The following is a 23,198-nucleotide window of genomic DNA, read 5'->3' as shown; positions in this document are numbered from 1 at the left end:
AGGCCCGCGGGACGAATCATCAACGGGGCGGGAAACAAGCGTGCAAGCGTTCCGCCGGGTTGGCCCCCACAATGCGGGGGCGAGCTAGCGGAACGCTATCTTTTGCATATTTGGGTTGTGAGCAAGCCCCGGGGTTTTCCCCGGGGCTTTTTAATGGTTCATCGCGGATTACCGGGAAAAGCGGCTTTGATCTTCAAGAAGAAGTAGTCGCTGTCCCGGTAGCCATAAGCCATGCGCTTGATGACCTTGATCCTGTTGTTCATACCCTCCAGCACGCTGGTATTGAGGCGATAGGTGGCGCTGGCGATGATGCCCTCGGCGTAGGGCTTCAGACGCCGGGCGAAGCGGATCAGCGGGGCCAGACCACTGGCTTGGGCCATGTTGAACCACCGTGTCCAACGCCACCGGGCCGCCCGCTCGGTGCGGGCGTACCAGAGTTCCTTGAGCTGGCTCTTCATCAGATACACCACCATCAACGGCTGATTCAGATCCAGTAATGTCTTCAGCTCGTCCGCTTGATCAGCCTTCAGGTTCTCTGGGTTGCGCAGCAGCAACCAGCGTGAGCGCTTCACGGCCCGCCGTGCGGGCTTGTCCTGGCGCAATTGGTTGGCCTGATCCACCCGAACCCGGTCGATCACCTCCCGACCGAACTTGGCGATCACATGGAACAGGTCGTAGACCACGCGGGCCTTGGGGCACCAGGCCTGTACCTCCAGGTCCATGGCGGTGTTCATGTCCATGGCCACCGCCTCGATGTGCTCGCAATGAGGCCCCAACCACTCGAAGCAGGGCCGGACCGCCTCGCGGGATCGACCTTCACCCACCCACAGCACCTGCCGGGTCTCGGCATCGATCACCACGCTGGCATAACGGTGGCCCTTGAACAGGGCGAACTCGTCCATAACCAGGTAACGGACCAGACTGAGGTCTGGCTCGGGCAGGTCCCGGGCCAGCCGGGCCTTGTCGAGGGTCTTGAGGGTGTGCCAGTGCAGCCCGGTAAGGCCGGCGATCTGCTTGATCGGCAGGAGGGTCAGCAAGACCTCGACGTGCTGACGTAGTCGGTGGGTGATGCGAGACCGGGGCTCAAGCCAGGACAATGCTTCCCGGCCAACACCGCACGTGGCGCAGCGTACCCGCCTTATTGGCACTGACAACCAAACCCGATACTCGAACAGGTCCCGGTCCCGAATGCGGCGTACTGTGGTGTCGTGGATCAGGGGGCAGGATCGCCGGCAGCCTGGGCAGCGAGGCGGCACTTGAGGGTCAGGAACCAGGTGAATTAGGCACTCGGAACCGGAGAGCGGAACGAATTGGGTGGCCATAAAGCCTTCCCAGCCCGAGCCGGGGAACGTAGCATCGCCCATGGCGGCAGTGTCCTTGTCTCGTTATTTGGTCGCACAAACAACTTAACTCGGTTCACTGTCCGCCCCTACCGCTTAGTTCCCCTGTTGACTGACTTCCGAATCGGCCCGTCGCGCCCCTAACCGAAGGGAGCATTCCCGCTAAAACGCGATGAACCTTTTTAATGGGCGGGTGTCAGGGTGCGGGCCAGGAACGCGGCCCCGGCGTCCTCGGCGGCCCCGCCGAACAGAAACGCCGCCACATGGCCCTTGCCGCGCAACAGCAGCAGTTCGTTGTCGACGCCGTTGGCGTTGAGCGCGGTGCGGTAGTCCTCCGCGTGATCCACCGGCACCACCGAATCCAGGGTACCGTGGTAGAGCAGATGCGGCGGCGTGTCGGCGCCCACATGGGTGACCGGCGAGGCGGCTGCGTAGATGGCGGCGTTGCTCTCCTGCGGGCCGCCCAGGAACTGCGGTACCAGGGTGCCGCCCTCGAACTTGCGCAGATCCGTGGGTGTACCGCCGGCCACCACCGCCCGCGGCCGGGTGACCGGACCGCCGTAGGGTTCGTTCAGCGGGCTGTCCGTATCCGCCGCCACAGTGGCCAGCAGCGTCACCAGGTGGGCGCCGGACGAATAGCCCCAGGCGCCCACCCGCGACCGGTCGATGCCGTAGTCGTCCGCGTGCACGTGCAGCCAGCGCATCGCCATCTGCAGGTCGTGGAGCTGCGCCGGGAAGGTGTACTCCGGCGCGAAGCGGTACTCGATGTTCACCACCACGAAGCCTTGCTCGGCCAGTTGCCTGGCAAGCCCCGCCGTGTCCTCCGGCGAGCGTCGTTCCCAACCGCCGCCGTGCACCATCAGCACCGTCGGATACCGGCCGGGTGGCTCCGGGCGGTAGATGTCCGCGTGCAGGGCTTGGGGCCAGTCATCGGGGGTGTAAACCCGATCCTCAATCATCGTGACGTCGAAATCGGGCAGCGCCGGCGGCTCGCCCTCCGGCGCGCCCAGATGGCGCACACAGCCGGTGACCGCCAGCGTGCAAAGAAACAGCAGGGTGGTTCTCATGAAGCGCTCCGCGGATAAAACAAACCATTACGCTAAACGCGGACCAATCAATGGCGGGTGAGGGTGGCAGGTCTTGTGGGAGCGGGCCCCGGCTCAGTCCGTGGTGAAGGCAGGGTCGTCGACGATCATGCCGATGCTGAGCGCGCCCGGGCCGATGTTCACCGCCCCGGTGAGGCCCATGCTGCTGGTCAGCAGCTCCACCTTGTGGCGCTTGGCGGCCTCGGCCAGGCGGTCGAAGCCGGGCATCTGGCGAATCCGGCTTTCGTCACCGGCGTAGCTCACGCACACCACCGGCGCCATCAGGCCGCGCTCTATGCAGCGGGCGCCGTGCCGGAACATGGCCTCCACGCCGGCGTCGAAGCCGCGCATCTTGGCCACCGGGAAGGTTTCGTCTTGGCGGGCGCAGAGCACCGGTTTGATGTCCAGGGCATTGCCGAGAATCGCGCCGGCCCAGCTGACGCTCTTGTCGCCGCGTTTCTTGGCGCGCTTGTGCAGGTAGTAGATGTCCGGCACCACCGCGTAGCCGGTGGCCTTGGAGGCCAGCACTTCCACGCTCTGCCGGATTTCGGTGATTTTCATGCCGCTTTTGATCAGCCGCATGGTCTCCGCCGCCAGGGCGCCCTGGCCGGCGAACAGGGTCTGGCTGTCGGTGACGCGCAGGGCGAAGGGGCCTTCCACGCCGGCCTGCTTCCGGATCGGCTTGTACTCACGCAGGATCGCGTGGGAGGCCTCGGTGGCGTTGGTGAAAATCGGACTGCGGCTTTTCGGCACCGTCTGCACCAGGGCGTAGTCGAAATCCACCACCACCTTATCCAGGAACAGCGCCTTGATCTGCTCCATGGTGAACGGGATCGATTCCGCGCCATGGGCTTTCTCGGACGCCTCGGTGGCGTAAAACTGACGGGTGCGTTCCGGATCCCGTTCATCAACGATGATCTGATCCCCGAGCCGGATGGAGACCGGGAGGATCAGAATGCCGTGTTCATCGATAAAGGATTTGGGAAGATCGCAGCCGGAATCAACGACCAGACCGATTCTCATAATTATTCACCCCTTTTCATCGCAGTCTAGCGTAAAAAGTGTGACCTGCAACACTCCCCGGTCCGGACCTTCGGCTTAAAGCTTGACGCTTAAAGCCCCAGGTTATCCAGCACCCGCAGAATCGGGCCGGACTGATTCATGGTGTAGAAGTGCAGGCCCGGGGCGCCCATGGCCAGCAGGCGCTCGCAGAGGCGGGTCACCACTTCCTCGCCGAACGCTTTCACCGCCTGCTCGTCGTCGCGGATGTCGTCCAGGCGGCTGCGCAGCCAGCGCGGGATATCGGCGCCGCAGTTATCGGAAAAGCGGAACAGATTGGCGACGTTGAGAATCGGCATCACGCCCGGGTAGACCGGGGCGTCGCAACCGCGCCGGCGCAGCTCGTCCATGTAGTAGCCGTAGGCGTCGGCGTTGTAGAAGTACTGGGTAATGCCGCTGTCGGCGCCGGCGCTGATCTTGCGCTGAAAGTGCGCGATATCATCGTCGAAGCTGCGCGACTGCGGGTGATTCTCCGGGTAGGCGGCCACTTCCAGGTGGAAATGGTCGCCGGTTTCCTCGCGGATCAACGCCACCAGATCGTCGGCGTACTTCACTTCGCTCTGCGCGTAGCCCATGCCCGAGGGCAGGTCGCCGCGCAGCGCCACGATCCGGCGCACGCCGCTTTCCTTGTAGCCGTTGACCAGTTCCATGATCTCGTCACGGCTCTGACCGATGCAGCTCAGGTGCGGCGCGGTGTCGGCGTGCTGCTCGCGCAGCAGGCCGACCATCTGCCGGGTGTAGTCCCGCGTGGAGCCGCCGGCGCCGAAGGTGCAGGAGAAAAACTCCGGCTTCTTGGCCAGCAGCTTTTGCTGGGTGTTCAGGAGTTTTTCCCGCCCCTGCTCGGTCTTGGGCGGGAAAAACTCAAAGCTGATGCGTTTGGACATGATTCAAAAACGCCTTAGTACTTGTAGTGGTCCGGCTTGAAGGGGCCGTTGACGTCCACGCCGATATAGCCGGCCTGCTTGTCGGTGAGTTGGGTGACCACACCGCCGAAGCCCTGCACCATGTAGCGGGCCACTTCCTCGTCCAGGTGCTTGGGCAGCACTTCCACCTTGAGCATCTTCTCCTTCACCGTGTCGGAGTGACCGGCGTAGCCCTGGTCGAACAGGTACATCTGCGCCAGCACCTGGTTGGCGAAGGAGCCGTCCATAATGCGGCTGGGGTGACCGGTGGCGTTGCCCAGGTTGACCAGGCGGCCTTCCGAGAGCAGCAGCAGGAAGTCCTGGTTTTTCTTGTCGCGCCACACTTTATGAACCTGGGGCTTCACTTCTTCCCATTCCCAGGTCTTGCGCATGAAGGCGGTGTCCACTTCGTTGTCGAAGTGGCCGATGTTGCAGACCACCGCGCCTTTTTTCAGCGCCTTGAGCATGTTGGCGTCGCACACGTCGTAGTTGCCGGTGGTGGTGACCAGCATGTCGGTGGTGCCCAGCAGCTCCTTGTTGATGGACGCTTCGGTGCCGTCGTTGACGCCGTCCTTGTAGGCGCTGACCACTTCGAAGCCGTCCATGCAGGCCTGCATGGCGCAGATCGGATCGATCTCGGTGATCTTCACGATCATGCCTTCCTGACGCAGGGACTGCGCGGAGCCCTTGCCCACGTCGCCGTAGCCGATCACCAGCGCTTTCTTGCCGGACAGCAGGTGGTCGGTGGCGCGCTTGATGGCGTCGTTGAGCGAGTGGCGGCAACCGTACTTGTTGTCGTTCTTGCTCTTGGTGACCGAGTCGTTCACGTTCACCGCCGGCACTTTCAGGGTGCCCTGCTTGAGCATCTCGTAAAGGCGGTGCACGCCGGTGGTGGTCTCTTCGGTGATGCCGTGGATCTTGTCCAGCATCTCCGGGTAGGTCTCGTGGATGTAGCCGGTCAGGTCGCCGCCGTCATCCAGAATCATGTTGGCGTCCCACAGATTGCCCTCGCCGTCGCGGCAGGTCTGCTCGATGCACCACATGTACTCTTCCTCGGTCTCGCCCTTCCAGGCGAACACCGGCACGCCGGCGGCGGCCATGGCGGCGGCGGCGTGGTCCTGGGTGGAGAAGATGTTGCAAGAGGACCAGCGCACTTCCGCGCCCAGCGCTTTCAGCGTTTCGATCAGCACGGCGGTCTGGATGGTCATGTGGATGCAGCCGATGATGCGCGCGCCCTTGAGCGGCTGTTCGGCGCGGTATTTTTCCCGGATCGCCATCAGCGCCGGCATTTCGGTTTCGGCGATGTCGATTTCCGCGCGGCCGTACTTGGCCAGGGAAATATCCGCGACTTTATAGTCCTGCAACGTTTCCGCTTTTGCGTTCATGGGTCTCTCCAGATTCGTTTAAAGCGCCGCTTTGAGGGCGGCCGCTTTGTCGGTGTTTTCCCAGCTGAAGCCTTCGCGGCCAAAGTGGCCGTAGCTGGCGGTGGGCCGGTAGATCGGCCGGCGCAGGTCGAGCATCTCGATGATGCCGCGCGGGCGCAGGTCGAAGTGCTCGCGCACCAGGGCGGCGATGCGGTTGTCGTCCAGCTTGCCGGTGCCGAAGGTGTTCACCGAGATGGAGGTCGGCTCGGCCACGCCGATGGCGTAGCTGATCTGGATCTCGCACTTGTCGGCCAGGCCGGCGGCGACGATGTTCTTGGCCACGTAACGGCCGGCGTAGGCCGCGGAACGGTCCACCTTGGACGGGTCCTTGCCGGAGAAGGCGCCGCCGCCGTGGCGGGCCATGCCGCCGTAGGTGTCGACGATGATCTTGCGCCCGGTGAGACCGCAGTCGCCCATCGGCCCGCCGATCACGAAGTTGCCGGTGGGGTTGATGTGGTACTGGGTGTCGCCGTGCAGCCATTCGGACGGCAGCACCGGCTTGACGATCTCTTCCATCACCGCTTCGCGCAGGTCCGCCAGCTTGATGTCCGGAGCGTGCTGGGTGGACAGCACCACCGCGTCCACCGCCACCGGCTTGCCGTCTTCATAGCGCAGGGTCACCTGGCTCTTGGCGTCCGGGCGCAGCCAGCCCAGCCGGCCGCTCTTGCGCAGCTCCGCCTGGCGCTCCACCAGCCGGTGGGAGAAGTAGATCGGCGCCGGCATCAGCGTGTCGGTCTCGTTGGTGGCGTAGCCGAACATCAGGCCCTGGTCGCCGGCGCCCTGTTCCTTGTTCTCGGCTTCGTCGACGCCCACGGCGATGTCCGCGGACTGCTTGCCGATGCCGTTGAGCACCGCGCAGGTGGCGCCGTCGAAGCCCACGTCGGAGCTGTCGTAGCCGATGTCGAGAATCACCTGGCGGACGATGTCCTCCAGTTCCACATAGGTGCTGGTGCGCACTTCGCCGGCAACGATGGCCATACCGGTCTTGACCATGGTCTCCACCGCCACGCGGGCGTGGGGGTCGTCGGCGATGATGGCGTCGAGGACCGCGTCCGAGATCTGGTCGGCCATTTTATCCGGATGGCCTTCGGAGACCGACTCGGAGGTAAAGATGCTGTATTCACTCATTACCGGATTGCTCCCTTTTTGATGGATGCGCGGTGACGCGCTGAAAGCTGCGCACCTGCACCTGAAAACCGTTACGCATGGCGAGAAACAGGCTCTCGCGCAATACCAGGCCGGCGCGGCCGGCCCAACTCACCAGATCGGCTTCTTCGAAACCGAGCCAGAAATCCCCGCAGGCGTCCACCGCCCAACGCTGGTTGTGGCGGCACAGATCGGTGATCACCAATACGCCGCCGTCGTTCAATTGCCGTGCCGCCGCCTCCAGGGCGGCGGAGGGCGAGGGCAGGTGGTGCAGCACCATATTGACCACCACCGCGTCGACCCGGGGTAAAAGGGCGCCGTGTTCCGGCCACTCCCCCAACACCAGCTCCACATTGTCCAGCCCCTGGCCGGTCACCCGTTCCCGGGCCCGGGCCAGCATCACCTCGGCGTTATCCAGCGCCAGCACCCGCTCGAAGCGGCTCGCCAGCGGCGCCAGGAAGCGCCCCTCGCCGGGGCCTATCTCCAGCGCGATGCCGCGCCGTTCGCCGGGCTCCCGGTTGTTGGCGGCCCGGCCGAGCGCGGCCCGATCCAGCAACTCACAGGCCTGCTCCGCGTACTGGTCGTGCTCGGCGATCAAATCCTGATGCCGGGCCAGGTCGTCCGCGTGGCGGGCGAAAAACGCCCGGCTCCGGGCGGCGCGCTGCGCCTGCACGCCGGCCAGCCGCTGCCGGGTGACCGGGTCCGCCGGCGTGGCGTCGAGCCGCTCGAACAGGGCGCTCTGCAGCGGCCCGGTGGCGGCGTCCGACGGCGGCAGGCGGCGCCGGTAGAAAATCGAGTTGCCCTCCCGGCGGCGTTCCACCAGGCCGCCCTGGGCCAGCACCTTTAAATGGTGGCTCATGCCCGACTGCTTGATCGCCATGATTTCGCACAGCTCCAGCACCCCGAAGCTGTTCTGGCCCAGCACCTGCAGAACCTCCAGGCGCAGCGGATCGCCGGCCGCCTTCAGAAAGGCCGCCAGGCTGTCCAGATCCTGTTCCTGCGGTGCCGGGTGTAAAGACATGAGGGCGAGTGTAGCGAACGTTCTGGGCTGCATCAAAGTTTATTGATATAGATGGCGGGGCTACAAGCTTCAAGCCGCAAGCTACAAGCCTCGGCCTGCTTGCGGCTTGAAGCTTGAAGCTTGTAGCGGGGCAAACCCCGGAGCGCATCGCGCTCTGGGGTTTGCCCCCATCCCGGGCTTGGGCGACAATAGCGCCCCTTTTCACACCTCTGGTCAAAAATCGTTCAGGAGCCGTGCATGTCGTCAGCCCCCGCTGCCCGTGATCTCGCCAATGCTATCCGTGCCCTGAGCATGGATGCGGTACAGAAAGCCAAGTCTGGTCACCCGGGCGCCCCCATGGGCATGGCGGATATCGCCGAAGTGCTGTGGCGCGGCTTCTTGAAGCACAACCCGGCCAACCCGCACTGGGTCGACCGCGACCGGTTCGTGCTCTCCAACGGCCACGGCTCCATGCTGCTCTACAGCCTGCTGCACCTGACCGGCTACGGCGTCAGCCTGGACGACTTGAAAAACTTCCGGCAGCTCGGCAGCCCCACCGCCGGCCACCCGGAATTCGGCGACGCGCCCGGCATCGAGACCACCACCGGCCCGCTGGGCCAGGGGTTCGCCAACGCCGTGGGCATGGCCATCGCGGAGAAGATGATGGCCGCCCAGTTCAACCGCGACGGCCACGCCATCGTCGACCACAATACCTACTGCTTCATGGGTGACGGCTGCATGATGGAGGGCATCTCCCACGAAGCCGCGTCCCTGGCCGGCACCCTGGGGCTGGGCAAGCTGGTGGCCTTCTACGACGACAACGGCATCTCCATCGACGGCGAGGTGGAAGGCTGGTTCACCGACGACACCGTGGAGCGTTTCCGCGCCTACGGCTGGCACGTGATCCCCAATGTGGACGGCCACAGCGCCCAGGAAGTGAAGCTGGCGATCGAGAACGCGCGCAAGAACACCGACCAGCCCACGCTGATCTGCTGCAAGACCATCATCGGTTTCGGCAGCCCCAACAAGCAGGGTAAGGAAGAGTCCCACGGCGCCGCCCTGGGCGACGATGAAGTGGCGCTCACCCGCGAGGCCCTGGGCTGGAAGCACGGCCCCTTCGAGATTCCCGACGAGATCCGCAACGCCTGGGACGCCCACGACGCCGGCGCCGAGAAAGAAGCCGCCTGGCAGCAGCGCTTCGACGCCTACCGCGCCGAGTTCCCGGAGCTGGCCGACGAATTCCTGCGCCGCATGCGCGGTGAGCTGCCGGCGGATTTCGACCAGCGCGCCGACGCGTTCATCGCCGAGTGCCAGCAGGCCAAGGAAAAAGTGGCCAGCCGCAAGGCCAGCCAGAACACCCTGGACGCGTTCGGCCCGGGCCTGCCGGAACTCACCGGCGGCTCCGCCGACCTGGGCGGCTCCAACAACACCGTCTGGAAAGGCTGCACATCGATCAGCGCCGACGACGCCAGCGGCAACTACATCCATTACGGGGTGCGCGAATTCGGCATGACCGCCGCCATGAACGGCATCTGCCTGCACGGCGGCCTGCGCCCCTACGGCGGCACCTTCCTGACCTTCATGGAGTACGCCCGCAACGCGGTGCGCATGGCGGCGCTGATGCACCAGCCCAACATCCTGGTCTACACCCACGACTCCATCGGCCTGGGCGAGGACGGCCCCACCCACCAGCCCATCGAGCAGATCGCCAACCTGCGCATGACCCCCAACCTGAGCACCTGGCGGCCCTGCGACACAGTGGAAACCGCGGTGGCCTGGAAGCACGCGGTGAAACGCGACGACGGCCCCACCGCGCTGATCTTCTCGCGCCAGGGTCTGCCCTGCATGGACCGCGACGACGCGGTGCTGGCCAACGTGGCCAAGGGCGGCTACACCCTGCTGCAGACCGGCGACGGCCAGCCCGAAGCGATCATCATCGCCACCGGCTCGGAAGTGGAGTTGGCGGTGCAGGCCGCCGAGGCCCTGGGCGCCGCCGGCAAGAACGTGCGCGTGGTGTCCATGCCCAGCGTCGACGCCTTCCTGTCGCAAAGCAGCGACTACCAGGAAGCGGTGCTGCCGGCGGCGGTGCGCGCCCGGGTGGCCGTGGAAGCGGGCATCACCGATTACTGGTACCGCTTCACCGGCCTGGACGGCAAAATCGTGGGCATGACCGGCTTCGGTGCCTCGGCGCCCGCCGGCGACCTCTACAAGCACTTCAACATTACCGCCGAGGCGGTGCAGGCCGCCGTGGAGAGTGTGATTTGAGACCCCAGAGTCCGGCGCCCGACGTTCGGTCCCTATGTTAAAGATCGCGATCAATGGCTATGGCCGCATCGGTCGCTCCTTCGTCCGCGCCCTGGCGGAGCGGGAAGCGGCGGGCAACGCCCTGCCCGTGCGGCTGGTGGCGATCAACGACCTGGGCCGGGCCGAGGACCTGCTCTACCTGACCCGCTACGACACCACCCACGGCCGGCTCAACGCGCCGGCGGAGCTGGTGGACGGCTGCCTGCGCATCGGCGACCAGGCGCCGCGGCTGTTCAGCGAGCCGGAACCGGAGCAGCTGCCCTGGGCGGAACTGGGCGTGGACGTGGTGCTGGAGTGCTCCGGCGGCTTCCGCGCCCGCGATGACGCCGCCCGCCACCTGACCGCCGGCGCCGGCCGGGTGATCGTCGGCGCGGTGCCGTTCGATTACGCCGACCAGACCATCGTTTACGGCGTCAATCACGAGGCGCTCAAGCCGGACAGCCGGGTGCTGTCGGCGGCGTCCTGCACCACCCACTGCATCGCCCCGGTGCTGGCGGCCCTGGACCGGGAGTTCGGCGTCCGTCAGGCGTTGATGAAGGAAATCCACGCCTACACCTCGGACCAGACCCTGCTCGACCATGTGCATCGGGACCCGCGCCGCGGCCGCGCCGGCGCCCAGAACATCATTCCCACCACCAGCAGCGCCATCAAGGCGGTGCAGAATGTGCTGCCGGCCCTGGACGGCCGCATCACCGGCCACTCGATCCGCGTGCCGACGCTCAACGTGGCCATGGTGGAGCTCACCCTGCTGCTCGACCGCACCCCGCCGCCGGAAGCCCTGAACCCCTGGCTGCGGGCCCTGTCCCAGCAACAACCCGGGTTGATCGGCTACAACGACGAGCCGCTGGTGAGCGTGGATTTCAATCACCGGGCCGAATCCGCCATCGTTGACGCCACGCAGACGCGGGTGCAGGGCGAAATGGTGCAAGTGGTGGCCTGGTACGACAACGAATGGGGCTACGCCAACCGCCTGCTCGACTGGGTGGCGGCACTGGCCGGTGCCCAGTGATCATTAACGAGGTAGCAAGACGATGAACTTCAAACGCATGACCGACCTGGACCTGAAGGGTAAACGGGTGCTGATCCGCGAAGATCTCAACGTGCCGGTGAAAGACGGCAAGGTCACCAGCGACGCCCGCATCCGCGCCTCGTTGCCGACCATCCGCCACGCCGTGGAAGCGGGCGCGCGCGTCATGTTGCTCTCGCACCTGGGCCGGCCCACCGAGGGCGAGTACGAAGAACAGTACTCGCTGAAGCCGGTGGCCGAGCACCTCAGCGGGTTGCTGGGCCAGGAGGTGCCGCTGGCGAAGGACTGGCTCGACGGCGTCGACCTGGAAGACGGCCAGGTGGTGCTGTGCGAGAACGTGCGCTTCAACAAGGGCGAAAAGAAAGACGACGAGGCGCTGTCCAAGCGCATGGCGGCGCTGTGCGACGTCTATGTGATGGACGCTTTCGGCACCGCCCACCGCGCCCAGGCCTCCACCCACGGTGTGGCCCGCTTCGCGCCGGTGGCCTGCGCCGGCCCGCTGCTGGCCAACGAGCTGGACGCCCTCGGCAAGGCGCTGCTGGAACCGGCCAAGCCGCTGGTGGCCATCGTCGGCGGCTCCAAGGTGTCCACCAAGCTGGAAGTGCTGGACGCCCTGGCCGATAAAGTGGATCAATTGATTGTCGGTGGCGGCATCGCCAACACCTTCCTGGCGGCGGCCGGGCATCCGGTGGGCAAGTCGCTGTGTGAAAAAGACCTGATTCCGGCGGCCAAAAAGCTGGCGGAAAAGGTGCACATTCCGCTGCCGGTGGACGTGGTGGTGGCCAAGGCCTTCGCCGAGGACGCCGAAGCCACCACCAAGAAAGTCGACGAAGTGGCCGAGGACGACCTGATTCTCGATGTCGGCCCGCAGACCGCCCATGTGTTCGCGGCGCTGATGAAAGAGGCCCGCACCATCATCTGGAACGGCCCGGTGGGCGTGTTCGAGTTCGACCAGTTCGGCGAAGGCACCCGCGAGCTGGCCGAGGCGATCGCCGACAGCGAAGCGTTTTCCATCGCCGGCGGGGGCGATACCCTGGCGGCCGTGGACAAGTACGGCATCGCCGACGATATCAGCTATATTTCCACCGGTGGTGGCGCCTTCCTGGAGTTCGTGGAAGGCAAGACCCTGCCGGCGGTGGCGGTGCTGGAACAGCGCGCCCGGGACTAATACACCACCTACATTTCGCTCCGAAGACGAAAGGGAAGACATCATGGCACTGATCAGCATGCGTCAACTGCTGGACCACGCCGCCGAACACGGCTACGGCGTGCCGGCCTTCAACGTGAACAACCTGGAACAGATGCGCGCCATCATGGAGGCCGCCGACCAGACCAATTCACCGGTGATCGTGCAGGCCAGCGCCGGCGCCCGGAAGTACGCCGGCGCGCCCTTCCTGCGTCACCTGATTCTGGCCGCCACGGAAGAGTTTCCGCACATCCCCCTGGTGATGCACCAGGACCACGGCACCAGCCCGTCGGTGTGCCAGCGCTCGATCCAGCTGGGCTTCTCCTCGGTGATGATGGACGGCTCCCTGGGCGAGGACGGCAAGACCCCCACCGAGTATGAGTACAACGTGGACGTGACCCGTCGCACCGTGGACATGGCGCACGCCTGCGGCGTGTCCGTGGAAGGCGAACTGGGCTGCCTGGGCTCGCTGGAATCCGGCCAGGCCGGTGAGGAAGACGGCATCGGCGCCTCCGGCACCCTGACCCACGACCAGATGCTCACCGACCCGGAAGAGGCGGCGGACTTCGTCAAGCGTACCAAGGTGGACGCCCTGGCCATCGCCATCGGCACCAGCCACGGCGCCTACAAGTTCACCCGTCCGCCCACCGGCGACATCCTCGCCATCGAGCAGATCAAGGCGATCCACGCGCGCATCCCGGACACCCACCTGGTGATGCACGGCTCCTCCTCGGTGCCCCAGGAGTGGCTGCAGATCATCAACGAGTACGGCGGCGAGATTCCGGAGACCTACGGCGTGCCCGTGGAGGAGATCCAGGAAGGCATCAAGCACGGCGTGCGCAAGGTGAACGTGGACACCGATCTGCGTCTGGCCTCCACCGGCGCGGTGCGTCGCTTCCTGGCCCACAACAAGGCCGAGTTCGACCCGCGCAAATTCCTCAAGGAAACCGTGTCGGCCATGCGCGATATCTGCATCGCTCGCTACGAAGCCTTCGGCACCGCCGGCAACGCGGACAAGATCAAGCCGATCAGCCTGGAAACCATGTACCAGCGCTACGAAGCCGGCGAAATGGACCCGCGCATCAAGTAACCCGCCGGCACCGCGGCCTCACGGCTTGGCGTAGGGCAACCGCGCCAGCCGCGTGGCGCGGTGGTAGCCGTCCAGGCCGCTCACCGCCACGGTGCCCGCGGCCTCGATGTCCAGGTAGCCGTCTTCGCCCACCCAGGCGTCCTCCGCCACCAGAATCTGCTCGATACGGCCGATCACCAGCACCGTGTCGTTGACCTTGAGCGTCTGGCTCTCTTCCAGTCGCAATCCCAGCTTAATCCGCGACTCGCCCACGAAGGGCGCGGCGAAGCCGTGCCGGTACTCCGGCGTCAGGCCCACCGCGTCGAACTCCGACACCGCCCGCGGGTAGCGCGCGCTGGTCTGATGGGCGGCGGCGTGAATGCCCTCGTGCACCTGGTTGAGTGTGTAGACGCCGGTCTCCAGCAGGTACTCCAGGCTGTGCCGGTCCACGGAATGGGGGCGCAGAATCATGCCGGCCAGCGCCGGATCGGCGCCCAGATGGAAGACGGAACTGATCATCGCCAGGTTCTCCTGGCCGCCGGCGGACCGGGTGCCGAGCAGGTTGGCGCTCTTGAACCCGGAGAGGCTGTTCACCAGGGCGGCGCGCCGGCGCCGGGGCCAGGCCGTCAGATCGGCTTCGGTGAGTTGCATCAGGTGCTCCGTGAAGGTCGGGATGGGCGACGATTATCGTCGCCGGGCGTGAGGGGGCCGTGCAGAGGGCCTCTGTTATGCTATGCTTACCCAAAGTTACATATAACAATATTTATTACTTGAACATGACGTCCTGGATGACGTCGTTTGGAAAGGTGCCGGCGAGCACCGGGAGAGCACCATGACGGACAACAACCCGGCCGGGCAGCGCGGCCCGGCGGAACACGAACGCCGCGACCAGATACTGGAGCTCGCCAACGAGCTGTTCAGCGCCCACGGCTACCGCAAGACCTCGGTCACCGACATCGCCAAGGCGGTGGGAGTCTCCAGCGCTTACCTGTACCGCTTCTTCGATTCCAAACAGGCGATCGGCGAAGCGGTGTGCGCCATGACCCTGGCCAAGATCGACGTCGCCCTGAAGGAGATCGCCGAGCGCGACGACAGCGCCACCCAGCGCCTGCGCGATCTGCTCGACTGCCTGCTGGCAAAGGGTCTGGAGCTGTTCCTCAAGGAGCGGCGCATGCACGACATCGTGGTGGTGGCGATCGAAAACCAGTGGCACCACATGAGCGTGCACGACGACATTATCTATGAGGCGATCCGCCGCATCGTCGCCGACGGCCGTGAAAGCGGTGAGTTCGAGCGCAAGACGCCGCTGGATGAAGTGACCATCGCGATCCGCAAGACCGCGGCGGTGTACGGCCACCCGGTGCTGCTGGAACTCAACGACCCGGACGAGCTCAAGCGCAACCTGGCGGCGGTGACCGGCCTGATCCTGCGCAGCCTGGCGCCCTGATCGGCGGCGCCGGCGATGCGGGTGGCGGCTATCGCGGCGATAGCGAAAGGTTAACAGGTTACAAGTTGACAATATCGTAACCAATCAACATAATGGTCCCCATCAAGCGTGGGAGACCAAGCAGACAGAGGGTCCCGCCACGCATTTGGAACGACCGAATGAGTGAGGAAAGGACCATGAAAAACGCAATCATCGCATCCGCAGTTGCCGCCGCCCTGAGCCTGAGCGCCGCCCCGGCTTTCGCCCAGAACCTCAGCGAGCGCCAGAACATGGACAGCTTCGAGAACATCAACGCCGCCTACCAGCAGGCGGTGGAGCAGGGTCGCCAGGCCCGTGACAGCGGCCGCGCGCCGGTGGATTACCTGGCCGCCCGCGAGAACCTGGACCAGGCCGACTTCATCGCCGCCCAGTTCCAGGACATCCAGGACCAGCGCGCCGTGGTGAAAGCCGAAGGCAACCCCCAGGGCCGCAACCAGGACTACCTGGAACAGCGTAAGAACCTGGACAGCCTCGAAAACATCAACCGCGAGCTCAACCAGAGCTAAGCCAGCCCGAACATCTGCCTTGAGCCGGCCCCGGTACCCCACCGGGGCCTTTTTTATGCATCCGGCCCCTCCATGGCATCGCCGCCCCTCAAGGCCTATCATCAAGACCCATTTTCAGCTTTGCCCAAACACCATGCCGTTTCCGTTCTCCCGCGAAGAAATCACCCGCTCCTGGCGGCCGCTCAACTGGCAGGCGTTCGATCCCCTGGACGAGGTGAGCCGGCGCTACGCGGAGTATTACGGCCTGGACTTCAGCACCGAGGTGCCGGACCTGGAGCACGGCTTCGGCTACTTCGAGGCCGCCGGCCATACCATCAGCGTGCACGGCTGGCGGCCCGCGGTGGCCCGCGGCACGGTGCTGATCTGCCACGGGTATTTCGACCATGTGGGGCTTTACCGGCATCTGATCGCCCATGTGCTGGAACTGGGCTACGCGGTGCTCGCCTATGACCTGCCCGGCCACGGCCTCAGCTCCGGGCCGCGCGCCGCGATCCAGGACTTCCGCATCTACCGCGAAGTGCTGGAGCAATGCCTGGAGCAGGCCGGCAACGACTTCCCCCGGCCCTGGCACGTGATCGCGCAGAGCACCGGCGGCGCCATCGTCATGGACTACCTGCTGCACCACGGCTTCGACGCGGACGACAGCCCCTTTGAGCAGATCATTCTGCTGGCGCCGCTGGTGCGGCCCTTCAAATGGAGCACCGCGCGCTGGCTGCACACCCTGGTGCGCCCGTTCGCGAAATCCATCAAGCGGGTGTTCACGGTGAATTCCGGTGACGCGGACTTTCTCGACTTCCTGGAAAACAAGGACCCGTTGCAGTACCACCGGTTGCCGGCCGGTTGGGTGACCGCGTTGAAAAAATGGATTCCCGGTTTCGAAGCGGCCAACCGGGTAAAAATATCCCCGGTGGTGATCCAGGGCGACCGGGACGAGACCGTGGACTGGCGCCACAACCTGGGCGTGATTCGTGACAAATTCCAGGAGCCGGACGTGCACATGCTCAACGGCGCCCGTCACCACCTTGCCAATGAGCACGAGGAATACCGGGAAAAAATACTGCGGATCATTGATCGTTACTTAGCGGAATAGCGGCAGCTGGGCAGGTCTTCGCGCGCCGTTAACCGGGGTGGCGCACAATGAAATCGAGTACGCTAACGGAGACACCGATGAACGGTCTGAGACCCTGCCTCGCCACCCTGATCGCGCTGGCCGCCCTGGGTACCCCGGTCGCCGGTCCGGCGGACGATCTGGACCAGCGTCTTCAGGAGCGCCGCGAGGCCGGCCGCGAAGACGTCGACCGCCGCTCCCGTGAGCTGGACACCCGGACCCGCGAGAACCGCCGCGCCGTCCAGGAACGTCTGGAACGCCGCGACATCGAAGCCCGGCAACGCCACGAAGCGGTCAAGGAAAGGGCCCGCCAGCCCTGGGGCTACGACCCCTGAACGGCGTTCTATAATTAAAATTGTTTTAAATGCGGCCCAGAATTACTTTTCTTCACTTGAATATCCCCCCGTTTGGCCCATTTTAGGGCTACTGAATTCATATTTTTACCGGTCGCGAGACCATCTGTCGTGAGACAAGGAGAAAAGTAATGAAAACCATCAAGAAGGGTACCATCAAGAAATCCGCACTGCTGACCTGCACCTTCGCGCTGGCCGGCGTGCTGGCCGCGCCCGCCGCCCTGGCGGAGTCCACCAGCGAGCAGATCGACCGCGAGTACAAAAAGGCGATGCAGGACGAGGCCATGGGCGACCGTAACAAGGACGCCGCGCCCAACCCGGATTACTCCGAAGAGCGCAAGAACATCGACAACCCGGACCGTGTTAACAAGCAGTACGAAAAGGCGATGCAGGAAAAGCGCAACGCCGAAGGTAAGGCCGACAGCATGAAGAAAGAGGGCGGCGACTACCTGGAAGGTCGTAAGCACATGGACGATCCCGATAACGTTCAGAAAGAGTACAACAAGGCTACTCAGAAGCAGCAGTAAGGTCACGTCCGGGCGGCGGCGAACGCCGTCGCGCCGGACTGGCAAGGCGGAACGGGTCGCGACGCGGCCCGTTTTTTGTTTGAAAAACGCCCAGGCCGCCGGCCGTGGGCGGAAGCAGTCCCCACTTTTACGTTCTTCCGCTTTTTCCTTTCAAAACAAAACGCATTTCAATGCTAGGGTGCGCTCCGCCGTACGGACCGTCCGTGCGGTTAGGAGTACCCAATTGACTTACGATCGTGAAAAAGGAGCGGTTTATGAAAAGGATACTTTTAGCGGTATCACCGGTGGTGTTGGCGCTTTCCATGCCCGCGTTCGCGGCGGACGCGACCCTGGGCGTTAACGCCGAGACCGGTGTCCGGGTGGACACCAGTGGTGCCGAGAAGCGTCTTGAGGAACAACGCGACGGCATGAAGAGGGACGCGGAAGCCCGCGCGGAGCAGGCTCGCGAGAAAGCCGCGGCGCAGCGCGATAAAGCCGCGGCGCAGCGCGAGAAAGCGGAAGCCAAGCGTGAAAAAGCCAAGGAACGGGCCGAAGCGCAACGCGAGAAGGCCGAAGAGCGCGCCGAAGCGGAGCGGGACAAAGCCGAAGCCAAACGCGAAGAAGTGAAAGAACGCGCTGAAACGCAGCGTGAAGAGGCTGAAGCACGCGCCGAGGCTGCCAGGGAAGAAGCCCGAGAGCGTCAGGAGGCGATGCAAGAGCAGGCCGAATCAAACCGCGACGCGGCGGCCAACGCCAGAGTCAGCGGTGAAGTGAAGGCCAGTGAGCGGGGCATTGAAGCGTCACAGAACGCTAATGCCAATGCCGATAACGGCGAAGGGAACAAGCCCTGGTACAAATTCTGGGAGTAAGTGCGGCGTCGGCGCACACCCCGGTGCGTCGATAAAAAAGGGGCCCTGGCGGGCCCCATCACTTCACTGACCATGAAGGCAGATCAATTCTGTTGAGCGCTCTTCTTGATGGAAACGCTCTGGTAGCTCAAGTTGATACCTTGTTCTGGGATAAGAAGCCGCACCTGGCCTCCTGACAATGGTCCCAATGTAATATCAAGATTTACTTCTTTGGGCTCCCGGCTTTTCAGGCCTATGAACAACCGGCCATCAGGTAGGAAATCCATAGGGCCTTCCAGAATTATTTGCCCGATGGGCAGGCCTTTGGCGTTGTGGTCGAGGCCCAGAGGCAGCGACAGTTGCGGGGCATCGAAGAGTAAATCGAACTCAATGACAAACCTGGGTAGATCGCCCGCTTCCGGGTTGTCGCCCGGAACAATGTAGCCCACCGGCGCTTCAGTTCGCTCATTGTTGGCGTCGGGCTCGTAACGCACTCGCATGATATTGGGTCCGGTGGCGGTTTCGATCGGGATCAGACCGATATCCTGTGTTGGACCTAGAACGGTGTCCAGCACGCCGCCTATCAACGGAATATCGCCCAGACCTTCCAGCACCGTATCCAGGGCATCGCCCAGGACGGGCAGGGTGGCCAGGGTGGTTTCGCCGTCCGCCGCGTTCAGGTCCACGCCGATCACCGCGGTGGCGTCCAGGTTGGTCAGACCCAAGGTAGTGGGCAGGATTCGGACCGCCACCCCGCCTCGGTCGGAGTCGACGTAATCCGGCAGCTCTTCCGCTTCGACGAAACCGAGAATCTCGGTGTTCAAGGCGCCGGCGGCATACAGTAGACGGCGGGCGTCGCACTGCTCGAAGTCTTCCTCGGAGTAAGGGGGTGCGCCTTCGAAGCCGCAACCGGTGTTGGCCGCCGTCACCAGGCCGCCGCCGGTATTTTCGTCCCCTGCGCCGCCCTGGTTGGGCAGAATGCGGGTGGCGTTGGGCGGTACCGGCAGGTTGTCGTCGGTAACCGGCGATTCACCGCCGTCGATGGCGAAGTTGTAATTCACGTCCACGCTGGGCAGGTTGTTCAGCTCCTGGAACACATTGTCGGTGGCGGCCGCGCCACGGAACAGGATGTCCATGTTCGGGCCGCCCTGGCCGCTCTCGTTGCCAAGCAGCAGCGCGGTCTGCAGCGGGAGTTGGTCCTCGGAGCAGATGGCGCTGGCGCAGCCGCTGGTTTCCGAGGCTAGGGTGTAGCGGTACAGGGTGCCCGCTTCCCAGGGCTGATCCGGGGTGAAGGTCAGGTGCCGCACGCCCACCTCAAGGCTGCCTTCCACGGCGCCACCGTCCACCTCCTCGACGATAAAGGTGCGGCCCAGCTCGATGGACGCCGGGTCCATATTCTGGGAGAAGCGCACGCGGATGGCGCGGTTGGCGGGCATGTCGGTAATCGGCATGCGGTCCACTTCCACCTGCTCGCTTTCCGGGCTGGAGGACACGCACACCCCCTGGCTACCCATGCCGCCGAAGGCGTTGAGATCCAGCTCGTCGCTGGTGGCGCAGGGGAAACCAGGGTAGACGGTGGTGGCGAACGGCCCGCGCTGCACGTCCTCGCCCTCCACGTAGGTGGGCAGGGTGAAGGTCAGTTGATTGGTGCCGTCGAGCGGGTTCAGGTTCATCAGCGGGTTGCCGCTCAGGTCGGTGATGTCCGTGGTGGTCTCGACCACGTACTCCACACCGTAATCCACCGGGTCGTCCGGGGTGATCACCAGCGCGTTGCCGTCCAGTTTCCAGGAAAAAGGCTCGTCCATGCCGCCCTTGGTGAGGCGCAGGCTGACACCCTCGACGATGCTGTTCGGGTCCAGCGCTTCGGTGAACAGCAGTACGATGGGCTCGCCGGGGACCATGCGGTCGGCGAACTCGCCGGGCTGCCAGGACAGCTGCCGGCTGCCGTCGTCCTGGGTCAACGCCTGCAGCATCGGGCGGGTTTGATCATCCAGCGGGTCCGGGGCGGTGGTCTGGTCGCGGTAGGACTCCATGCGGAAGCTCAGCAGACCGTAGTTGTCCTCCACGCCGAGCACGCGCGGTTCCACCACGCTGATGGCGTCGGCGCGCAGCACGCCGTCACGCACGATGGCGCGGCCCACCAGTTCCACATGCAGCAGGTTCTGGGTGAACGCGCCGTTGGCCCGGGCATCGTCGGTGGTGGTGGACAGATCCAGGAACAGACGCAGGTTCTTGGCCGCGTTCGGGGAAGCCGAGGTGGGGTTGGGGAACAGGTAACCGGTGGCGTCGGCGACCATTTCCACGGTTACGTCGCCGGAGTTAAAGCCCACCGGCACCTGGCCGCCGACGAGGACTTCCAGGGCGTCGCCTACCAGCCGGGAACCGCGTGCCACGCGTAGCGGGGTCACGTCGGGGAACGCGGGCGGGAACGCCAGCTCGCCGAACACGTTGCCGGTCTGCTTGGAAACGGTCTGGTCTTCCAGCAGGGTGCCGATCACCGGCACGCAGTTGATCGGCTCGCCGGTCAGCGGCGACACGCGCACGTTGTCGGCCAGGCAGCCCAGGTTCGGGTCCGCCGCCGGCACCTCGGTGACCAGGGTCTCCCGTTTGCCGGTGGGCGAGCTGGTCTTGGTCGGGGTCACGGTGCGTTCGAAGGACGCGATGGGGTCGCCGAAGCGGCTCACCACGCCGTCCACGCTCAGCACGTACTCAACGCCGGGGGTCATGTCGTCCACCGGGTCCACGGTGAGGGCGTTGCCTTTGGCGAGCAGCACCGCCGGTACCAATTGACCGTTGCGGGTCAGGGACACGGTGTCGCCGTAGACCACGGTCTCTTCGTCCACCGGATGGCTGGTGCGCAGGCGGAACGCGGAGAAGTCCATGGTTTTGAACTGGGTCTCGTCGTCAGGGAAGATCGACGCCACTTCAAAGTCCGCGCTTTCCTTCTGCAGGTCCACCGGGCCGTCCAGCGCGGCGCGGGTGGTGAAGTTCAGCGCGCCGTCGGGCAGCCCCACCTCTTCGCCATTAGCGTCGATGCCTTGCAGCACGACCTGATAGTCGGCGATCGGGTCCAGCTCCTCCTGGGGGCGCAGCACCACGCCGCGGCCGTCGTCGACCAGGCTGAGTTCGAACTGCACCGGGTCGCCGTCGGCGTCGGTGAACTGGAAGTTGGACGGTGCCACCTGCAGGGCGGCGCCGAAGTTGAACACCACCGGGGCGTTGGGCGCCACGTCTTTCTGGTCGTCCAACGGATAGGTGAAAAACAGCGCCGCGTTGCCGGATTCCGGTGCGCGCAAATCCGGTACGTTGGGGTTGTCGCCGCTGTCGTCACCGCCGCAGCCGAACAGGGTCGCCGCCGCGGTCAGTGTTATTAGAGCTTTATAGCGCATGGCGCACCTCCTAGAACTTAAGCGTCAGGGAACCGCTGAACACATGAACTTCGCCGCCCGCGGTCACGGTGGCAAAGGGGTTGGTCACGCCCGGCCGGCTGCTGGTCAGTTCGAAATCGCGGTCTTCCAACTGCTGGAACTGGTAGCCGAAATCGAGACGCATCGGGTAGGTCAGGATCGGCGGGTTGTCGATCACCAGCGAGGAGCCCAGGCCGAAGATCACTTTGTCGTTATCCAGGTAGTTCACGTCCTCGGTGCGGATGCTCTCCAGCGGGGATTCCTGGAAGGCCACGCCGCCGCGCAGGGTGAGATGCTGATTCACATCCCACTCGGCGCCCACGCGCGGAACGGTGATGTCCTTGAACTGGGCGTTGGCCTGGTCCTTGACGGTGTCGCGCTGCAGCTCCTCGGTCAGATCCGACCAGTTCTGTTGCTCCACGGTCACGGCCATGCGGAAGTTGTCGGTGAAGTTGTACTTCAGACCGGCGGCGAAAATGTCCGGCTGATAGGAATCAATGGTGTCGATCGCCAGCAAAATGCCCGGGTCCGGCACGGTGCCGGGAATCACGATGTTGGACTCCACCGAAGTGCGGGCCTCGGTGTGGCCGCGGAACGTCAGTGCCGTTTCCAGACCGCCGATCCAGCAGTCGTCGTTGTGGCCGCAGATGATCTTGCCCCACTCCTGGGAGGTGGACAGCACCGGGCGCAATACCGGCTTGGCGGTCACGTCCAGCTCTTCGTACTGGGTCTCACCGGCCAGGTTGGAGCTGGCGTTGAGGGTGGCTTCCGAGCGCAGGGAAATATGCACCGAGGCCCCCACGTTGATGCCGTTCAAGAACTGGGTGCCGCCGCCCACGTTCAGGAACAGCGGCTGGCGGCCGTAATTAAGGAACTGCCCTTCATCGGAGGTGCTGGAATTAAACGCCAGCATCTCTTCACCGAACTTCTCCACCCCGGCGATGATCGCGAAATACAGCGGGTGGTTCACCTTGGTCAATTCGGACAGGTTGGTTTTCAGCGCGATCAGCTGCTGCTGGGAGCGGGTGTCGTTGACCACCGTGTCGTCGCTCTTGAGCTCCTGCTCACCGTGCAGCAGGCCGGCGGTCAATTCGCCGCGCGGGTCCATGGTCAGATACGCCGGGTTGTAATACAGCGCCGAAGCCTGGGCGTTGAACATGGAAAGCGCCTGGGCGGTACCCACGTCGACCGGAAAAAGGCCGTAGGTACTGGCGGTATTACCCATGCCGGCAAGCGCGGGAACACTGGCGGTAAGGGCGACGGCGGCGGCAACACTCCGGGCGGACTGCTGGAGGGATCGGTACATAATAAAGACTCTCCGGATCTTGTTATTGGGCTTATTTAAGCTCTTTTATTTCACTGGACGTTTTTTCGGGTAGGAGCGCCAGCGAAAGATGACGAAAGGCGTTTTTGCGGGGGTGACCGCGAACAACGCTCTCGTC

The 23,198-nt window shown here is 64.6% G+C and carries 20 protein-coding genes; 10 read left to right on the top strand and 10 right to left on the bottom strand.

All coding sequences use genetic code 11. From position 1 onward, the window contains the following. Positions 1 to 158: 158 nt before the first annotated feature. From ISO4_RS10170 to ISO4_RS10140, 7 genes are all read right to left on the bottom strand, one after another. The gene (locus ISO4_RS10170) at positions 159 to 1,364 is read right to left on the bottom strand and encodes an ISL3 family transposase (RefSeq protein WP_194856128.1); all 1,206 of its coding nucleotides are present in this window, start codon (positions 1,362 to 1,364) and stop codon (positions 159 to 161) included. 158 nt (positions 1,365 to 1,522) lie between these two features. Then, entirely contained in the window at positions 1,523 to 2,407 is an 885-nt protein-coding gene (locus ISO4_RS10165) for an alpha/beta hydrolase (protein ID WP_194856127.1), read from the bottom strand. 93 nt (positions 2,408 to 2,500) lie between these two features. Next, positions 2,501 to 3,448, bottom strand: a complete 948-nt coding sequence (locus ISO4_RS10160; RefSeq protein ID WP_194856126.1) for a DegV family protein — start codon at positions 3,446 to 3,448, stop codon at positions 2,501 to 2,503. Positions 3,449 to 3,537: 89 nt separating this feature from the next. After that, complete coding sequence (metF, locus tag ISO4_RS10155) at positions 3,538 to 4,368, bottom strand: methylenetetrahydrofolate reductase [NAD(P)H] (protein ID WP_194856125.1); 831 nt, start codon at positions 4,366 to 4,368, stop codon at positions 3,538 to 3,540. A gap of 14 nt (positions 4,369 to 4,382) precedes the next feature. After that, positions 4,383 to 5,771 (bottom strand): adenosylhomocysteinase, encoded by a 1,389-nt coding sequence (gene ahcY, locus ISO4_RS10150; protein WP_194856124.1) that lies wholly within the window; start codon positions 5,769 to 5,771, stop codon positions 4,383 to 4,385. Between the two features lie 18 nt (positions 5,772 to 5,789). Beyond that, positions 5,790 to 6,938, bottom strand: a complete 1,149-nt coding sequence (gene metK, locus ISO4_RS10145) for a methionine adenosyltransferase (RefSeq protein WP_194856123.1) — start codon at positions 6,936 to 6,938, stop codon at positions 5,790 to 5,792. After that, the gene (locus tag ISO4_RS10140; RefSeq protein WP_194856122.1) at positions 6,931 to 7,977 is read right to left on the bottom strand and encodes an ArsR/SmtB family transcription factor; all 1,047 of its coding nucleotides are present in this window, start codon (positions 7,975 to 7,977) and stop codon (positions 6,931 to 6,933) included. The genes metK and ISO4_RS10140 overlap by 8 nt, the downstream gene beginning before the upstream one ends. A 237-nt stretch (positions 7,978 to 8,214) precedes the next feature. Here ISO4_RS10140 and tkt point away from each other — a divergent pair, with 237 nt between their 5' ends. Genes tkt through fba form a run of 4 tightly spaced genes read left to right on the top strand, consistent with a single transcriptional unit; the run spans position 8,215 to position 13,563 of the window. Further along, positions 8,215 to 10,221 carry a transketolase gene (tkt, locus tag ISO4_RS10135; protein WP_194856121.1) on the top strand — a complete coding sequence of 669 codons (2,007 nt, stop codon included), beginning with the start codon at positions 8,215 to 8,217 and terminating at the stop codon, positions 10,219 to 10,221. 34 nt (positions 10,222 to 10,255) lie between these two features. Continuing rightward, entirely contained in the window at positions 10,256 to 11,269 is a 1,014-nt protein-coding gene (locus ISO4_RS10130) for a type I glyceraldehyde-3-phosphate dehydrogenase (RefSeq protein ID WP_142947755.1), read from the top strand. A 22-nt stretch (positions 11,270 to 11,291) separates the two neighbouring features. Next, positions 11,292 to 12,455 (top strand): phosphoglycerate kinase, encoded by a 1,164-nt coding sequence (locus ISO4_RS10125; protein ID WP_194856120.1) that lies wholly within the window; start codon positions 11,292 to 11,294, stop codon positions 12,453 to 12,455. Positions 12,456 to 12,498: 43 nt separating this feature from the next. Continuing rightward, a complete protein-coding gene (gene fba, locus ISO4_RS10120) occupies positions 12,499 to 13,563 on the top strand; it encodes a class II fructose-bisphosphate aldolase (RefSeq protein ID WP_142947753.1) in 1,065 nt (354 codons plus the stop codon). A gap of 18 nt (positions 13,564 to 13,581) precedes the next feature. Here fba and ISO4_RS10115 read toward each other — a convergent pair whose 3' ends face one another. After that, entirely contained in the window at positions 13,582 to 14,193 is a 612-nt protein-coding gene (locus ISO4_RS10115) for a flavin reductase family protein (protein ID WP_194856119.1), read from the bottom strand. Positions 14,194 to 14,374: 181 nt separating this feature from the next. Between ISO4_RS10115 and ISO4_RS10110 the strand changes: the two genes are divergently transcribed. From ISO4_RS10110 to ISO4_RS10085, 6 genes are all read left to right on the top strand, one after another. Beyond that, positions 14,375 to 14,989 carry a TetR/AcrR family transcriptional regulator gene (locus tag ISO4_RS10110; protein ID WP_194856118.1) on the top strand — a complete coding sequence of 205 codons (615 nt, stop codon included), beginning with the start codon at positions 14,375 to 14,377 and terminating at the stop codon, positions 14,987 to 14,989. Between the two features lie 176 nt (positions 14,990 to 15,165). Next, positions 15,166 to 15,534, top strand: coding sequence for a hypothetical protein (locus tag ISO4_RS10105; protein ID WP_194856117.1), 369 nt, complete (start codon positions 15,166 to 15,168; stop codon positions 15,532 to 15,534). Between the two features lie 133 nt (positions 15,535 to 15,667). Next, positions 15,668 to 16,624, top strand: coding sequence for an alpha/beta hydrolase (locus tag ISO4_RS10100; RefSeq protein WP_194856116.1), 957 nt, complete (start codon positions 15,668 to 15,670; stop codon positions 16,622 to 16,624). A 77-nt stretch (positions 16,625 to 16,701) separates the two neighbouring features. Next, on the top strand, positions 16,702 to 16,977 hold the full coding sequence (locus ISO4_RS10095) for a hypothetical protein (protein WP_194856115.1): 276 nt from the start codon (positions 16,702 to 16,704) through the stop codon (positions 16,975 to 16,977). A gap of 149 nt (positions 16,978 to 17,126) precedes the next feature. Beyond that, complete coding sequence (locus tag ISO4_RS10090; RefSeq protein WP_194856114.1) at positions 17,127 to 17,522, top strand: hypothetical protein; 396 nt, start codon at positions 17,127 to 17,129, stop codon at positions 17,520 to 17,522. 254 nt (positions 17,523 to 17,776) lie between these two features. Next, positions 17,777 to 18,370: a hypothetical protein gene (locus tag ISO4_RS10085; protein ID WP_194856113.1), complete on the top strand. Its 594-nt coding sequence runs from the start codon at positions 17,777 to 17,779 to the stop codon at positions 18,368 to 18,370. Positions 18,371 to 18,453: 83 nt separating this feature from the next. Here ISO4_RS10085 and ISO4_RS10080 read toward each other — a convergent pair whose 3' ends face one another. Next, positions 18,454 to 21,738, bottom strand: coding sequence for an Ig-like domain-containing protein (locus ISO4_RS10080; protein ID WP_194856112.1), 3,285 nt, complete (start codon positions 21,736 to 21,738; stop codon positions 18,454 to 18,456). A gap of 10 nt (positions 21,739 to 21,748) precedes the next feature. Beyond that, positions 21,749 to 23,062: an outer membrane protein transport protein gene (locus ISO4_RS10075; RefSeq protein WP_194856111.1), complete on the bottom strand. Its 1,314-nt coding sequence runs from the start codon at positions 23,060 to 23,062 to the stop codon at positions 21,749 to 21,751. Positions 23,063 to 23,198: the final 136 nt, after the last annotated feature.

The sequence above is a fragment of the Alloalcanivorax venustensis ISO4 genome, assembly GCF_015356855.1.
In the GTDB taxonomy this organism is placed as follows: Bacteria; Pseudomonadota; Gammaproteobacteria; order Pseudomonadales; family Alcanivoracaceae; genus Alloalcanivorax; species Alloalcanivorax venustensis.
Note: the sequence above shows the minus strand (reverse complement) of the source record. Positions and strands in the feature narration are given on the sequence as shown.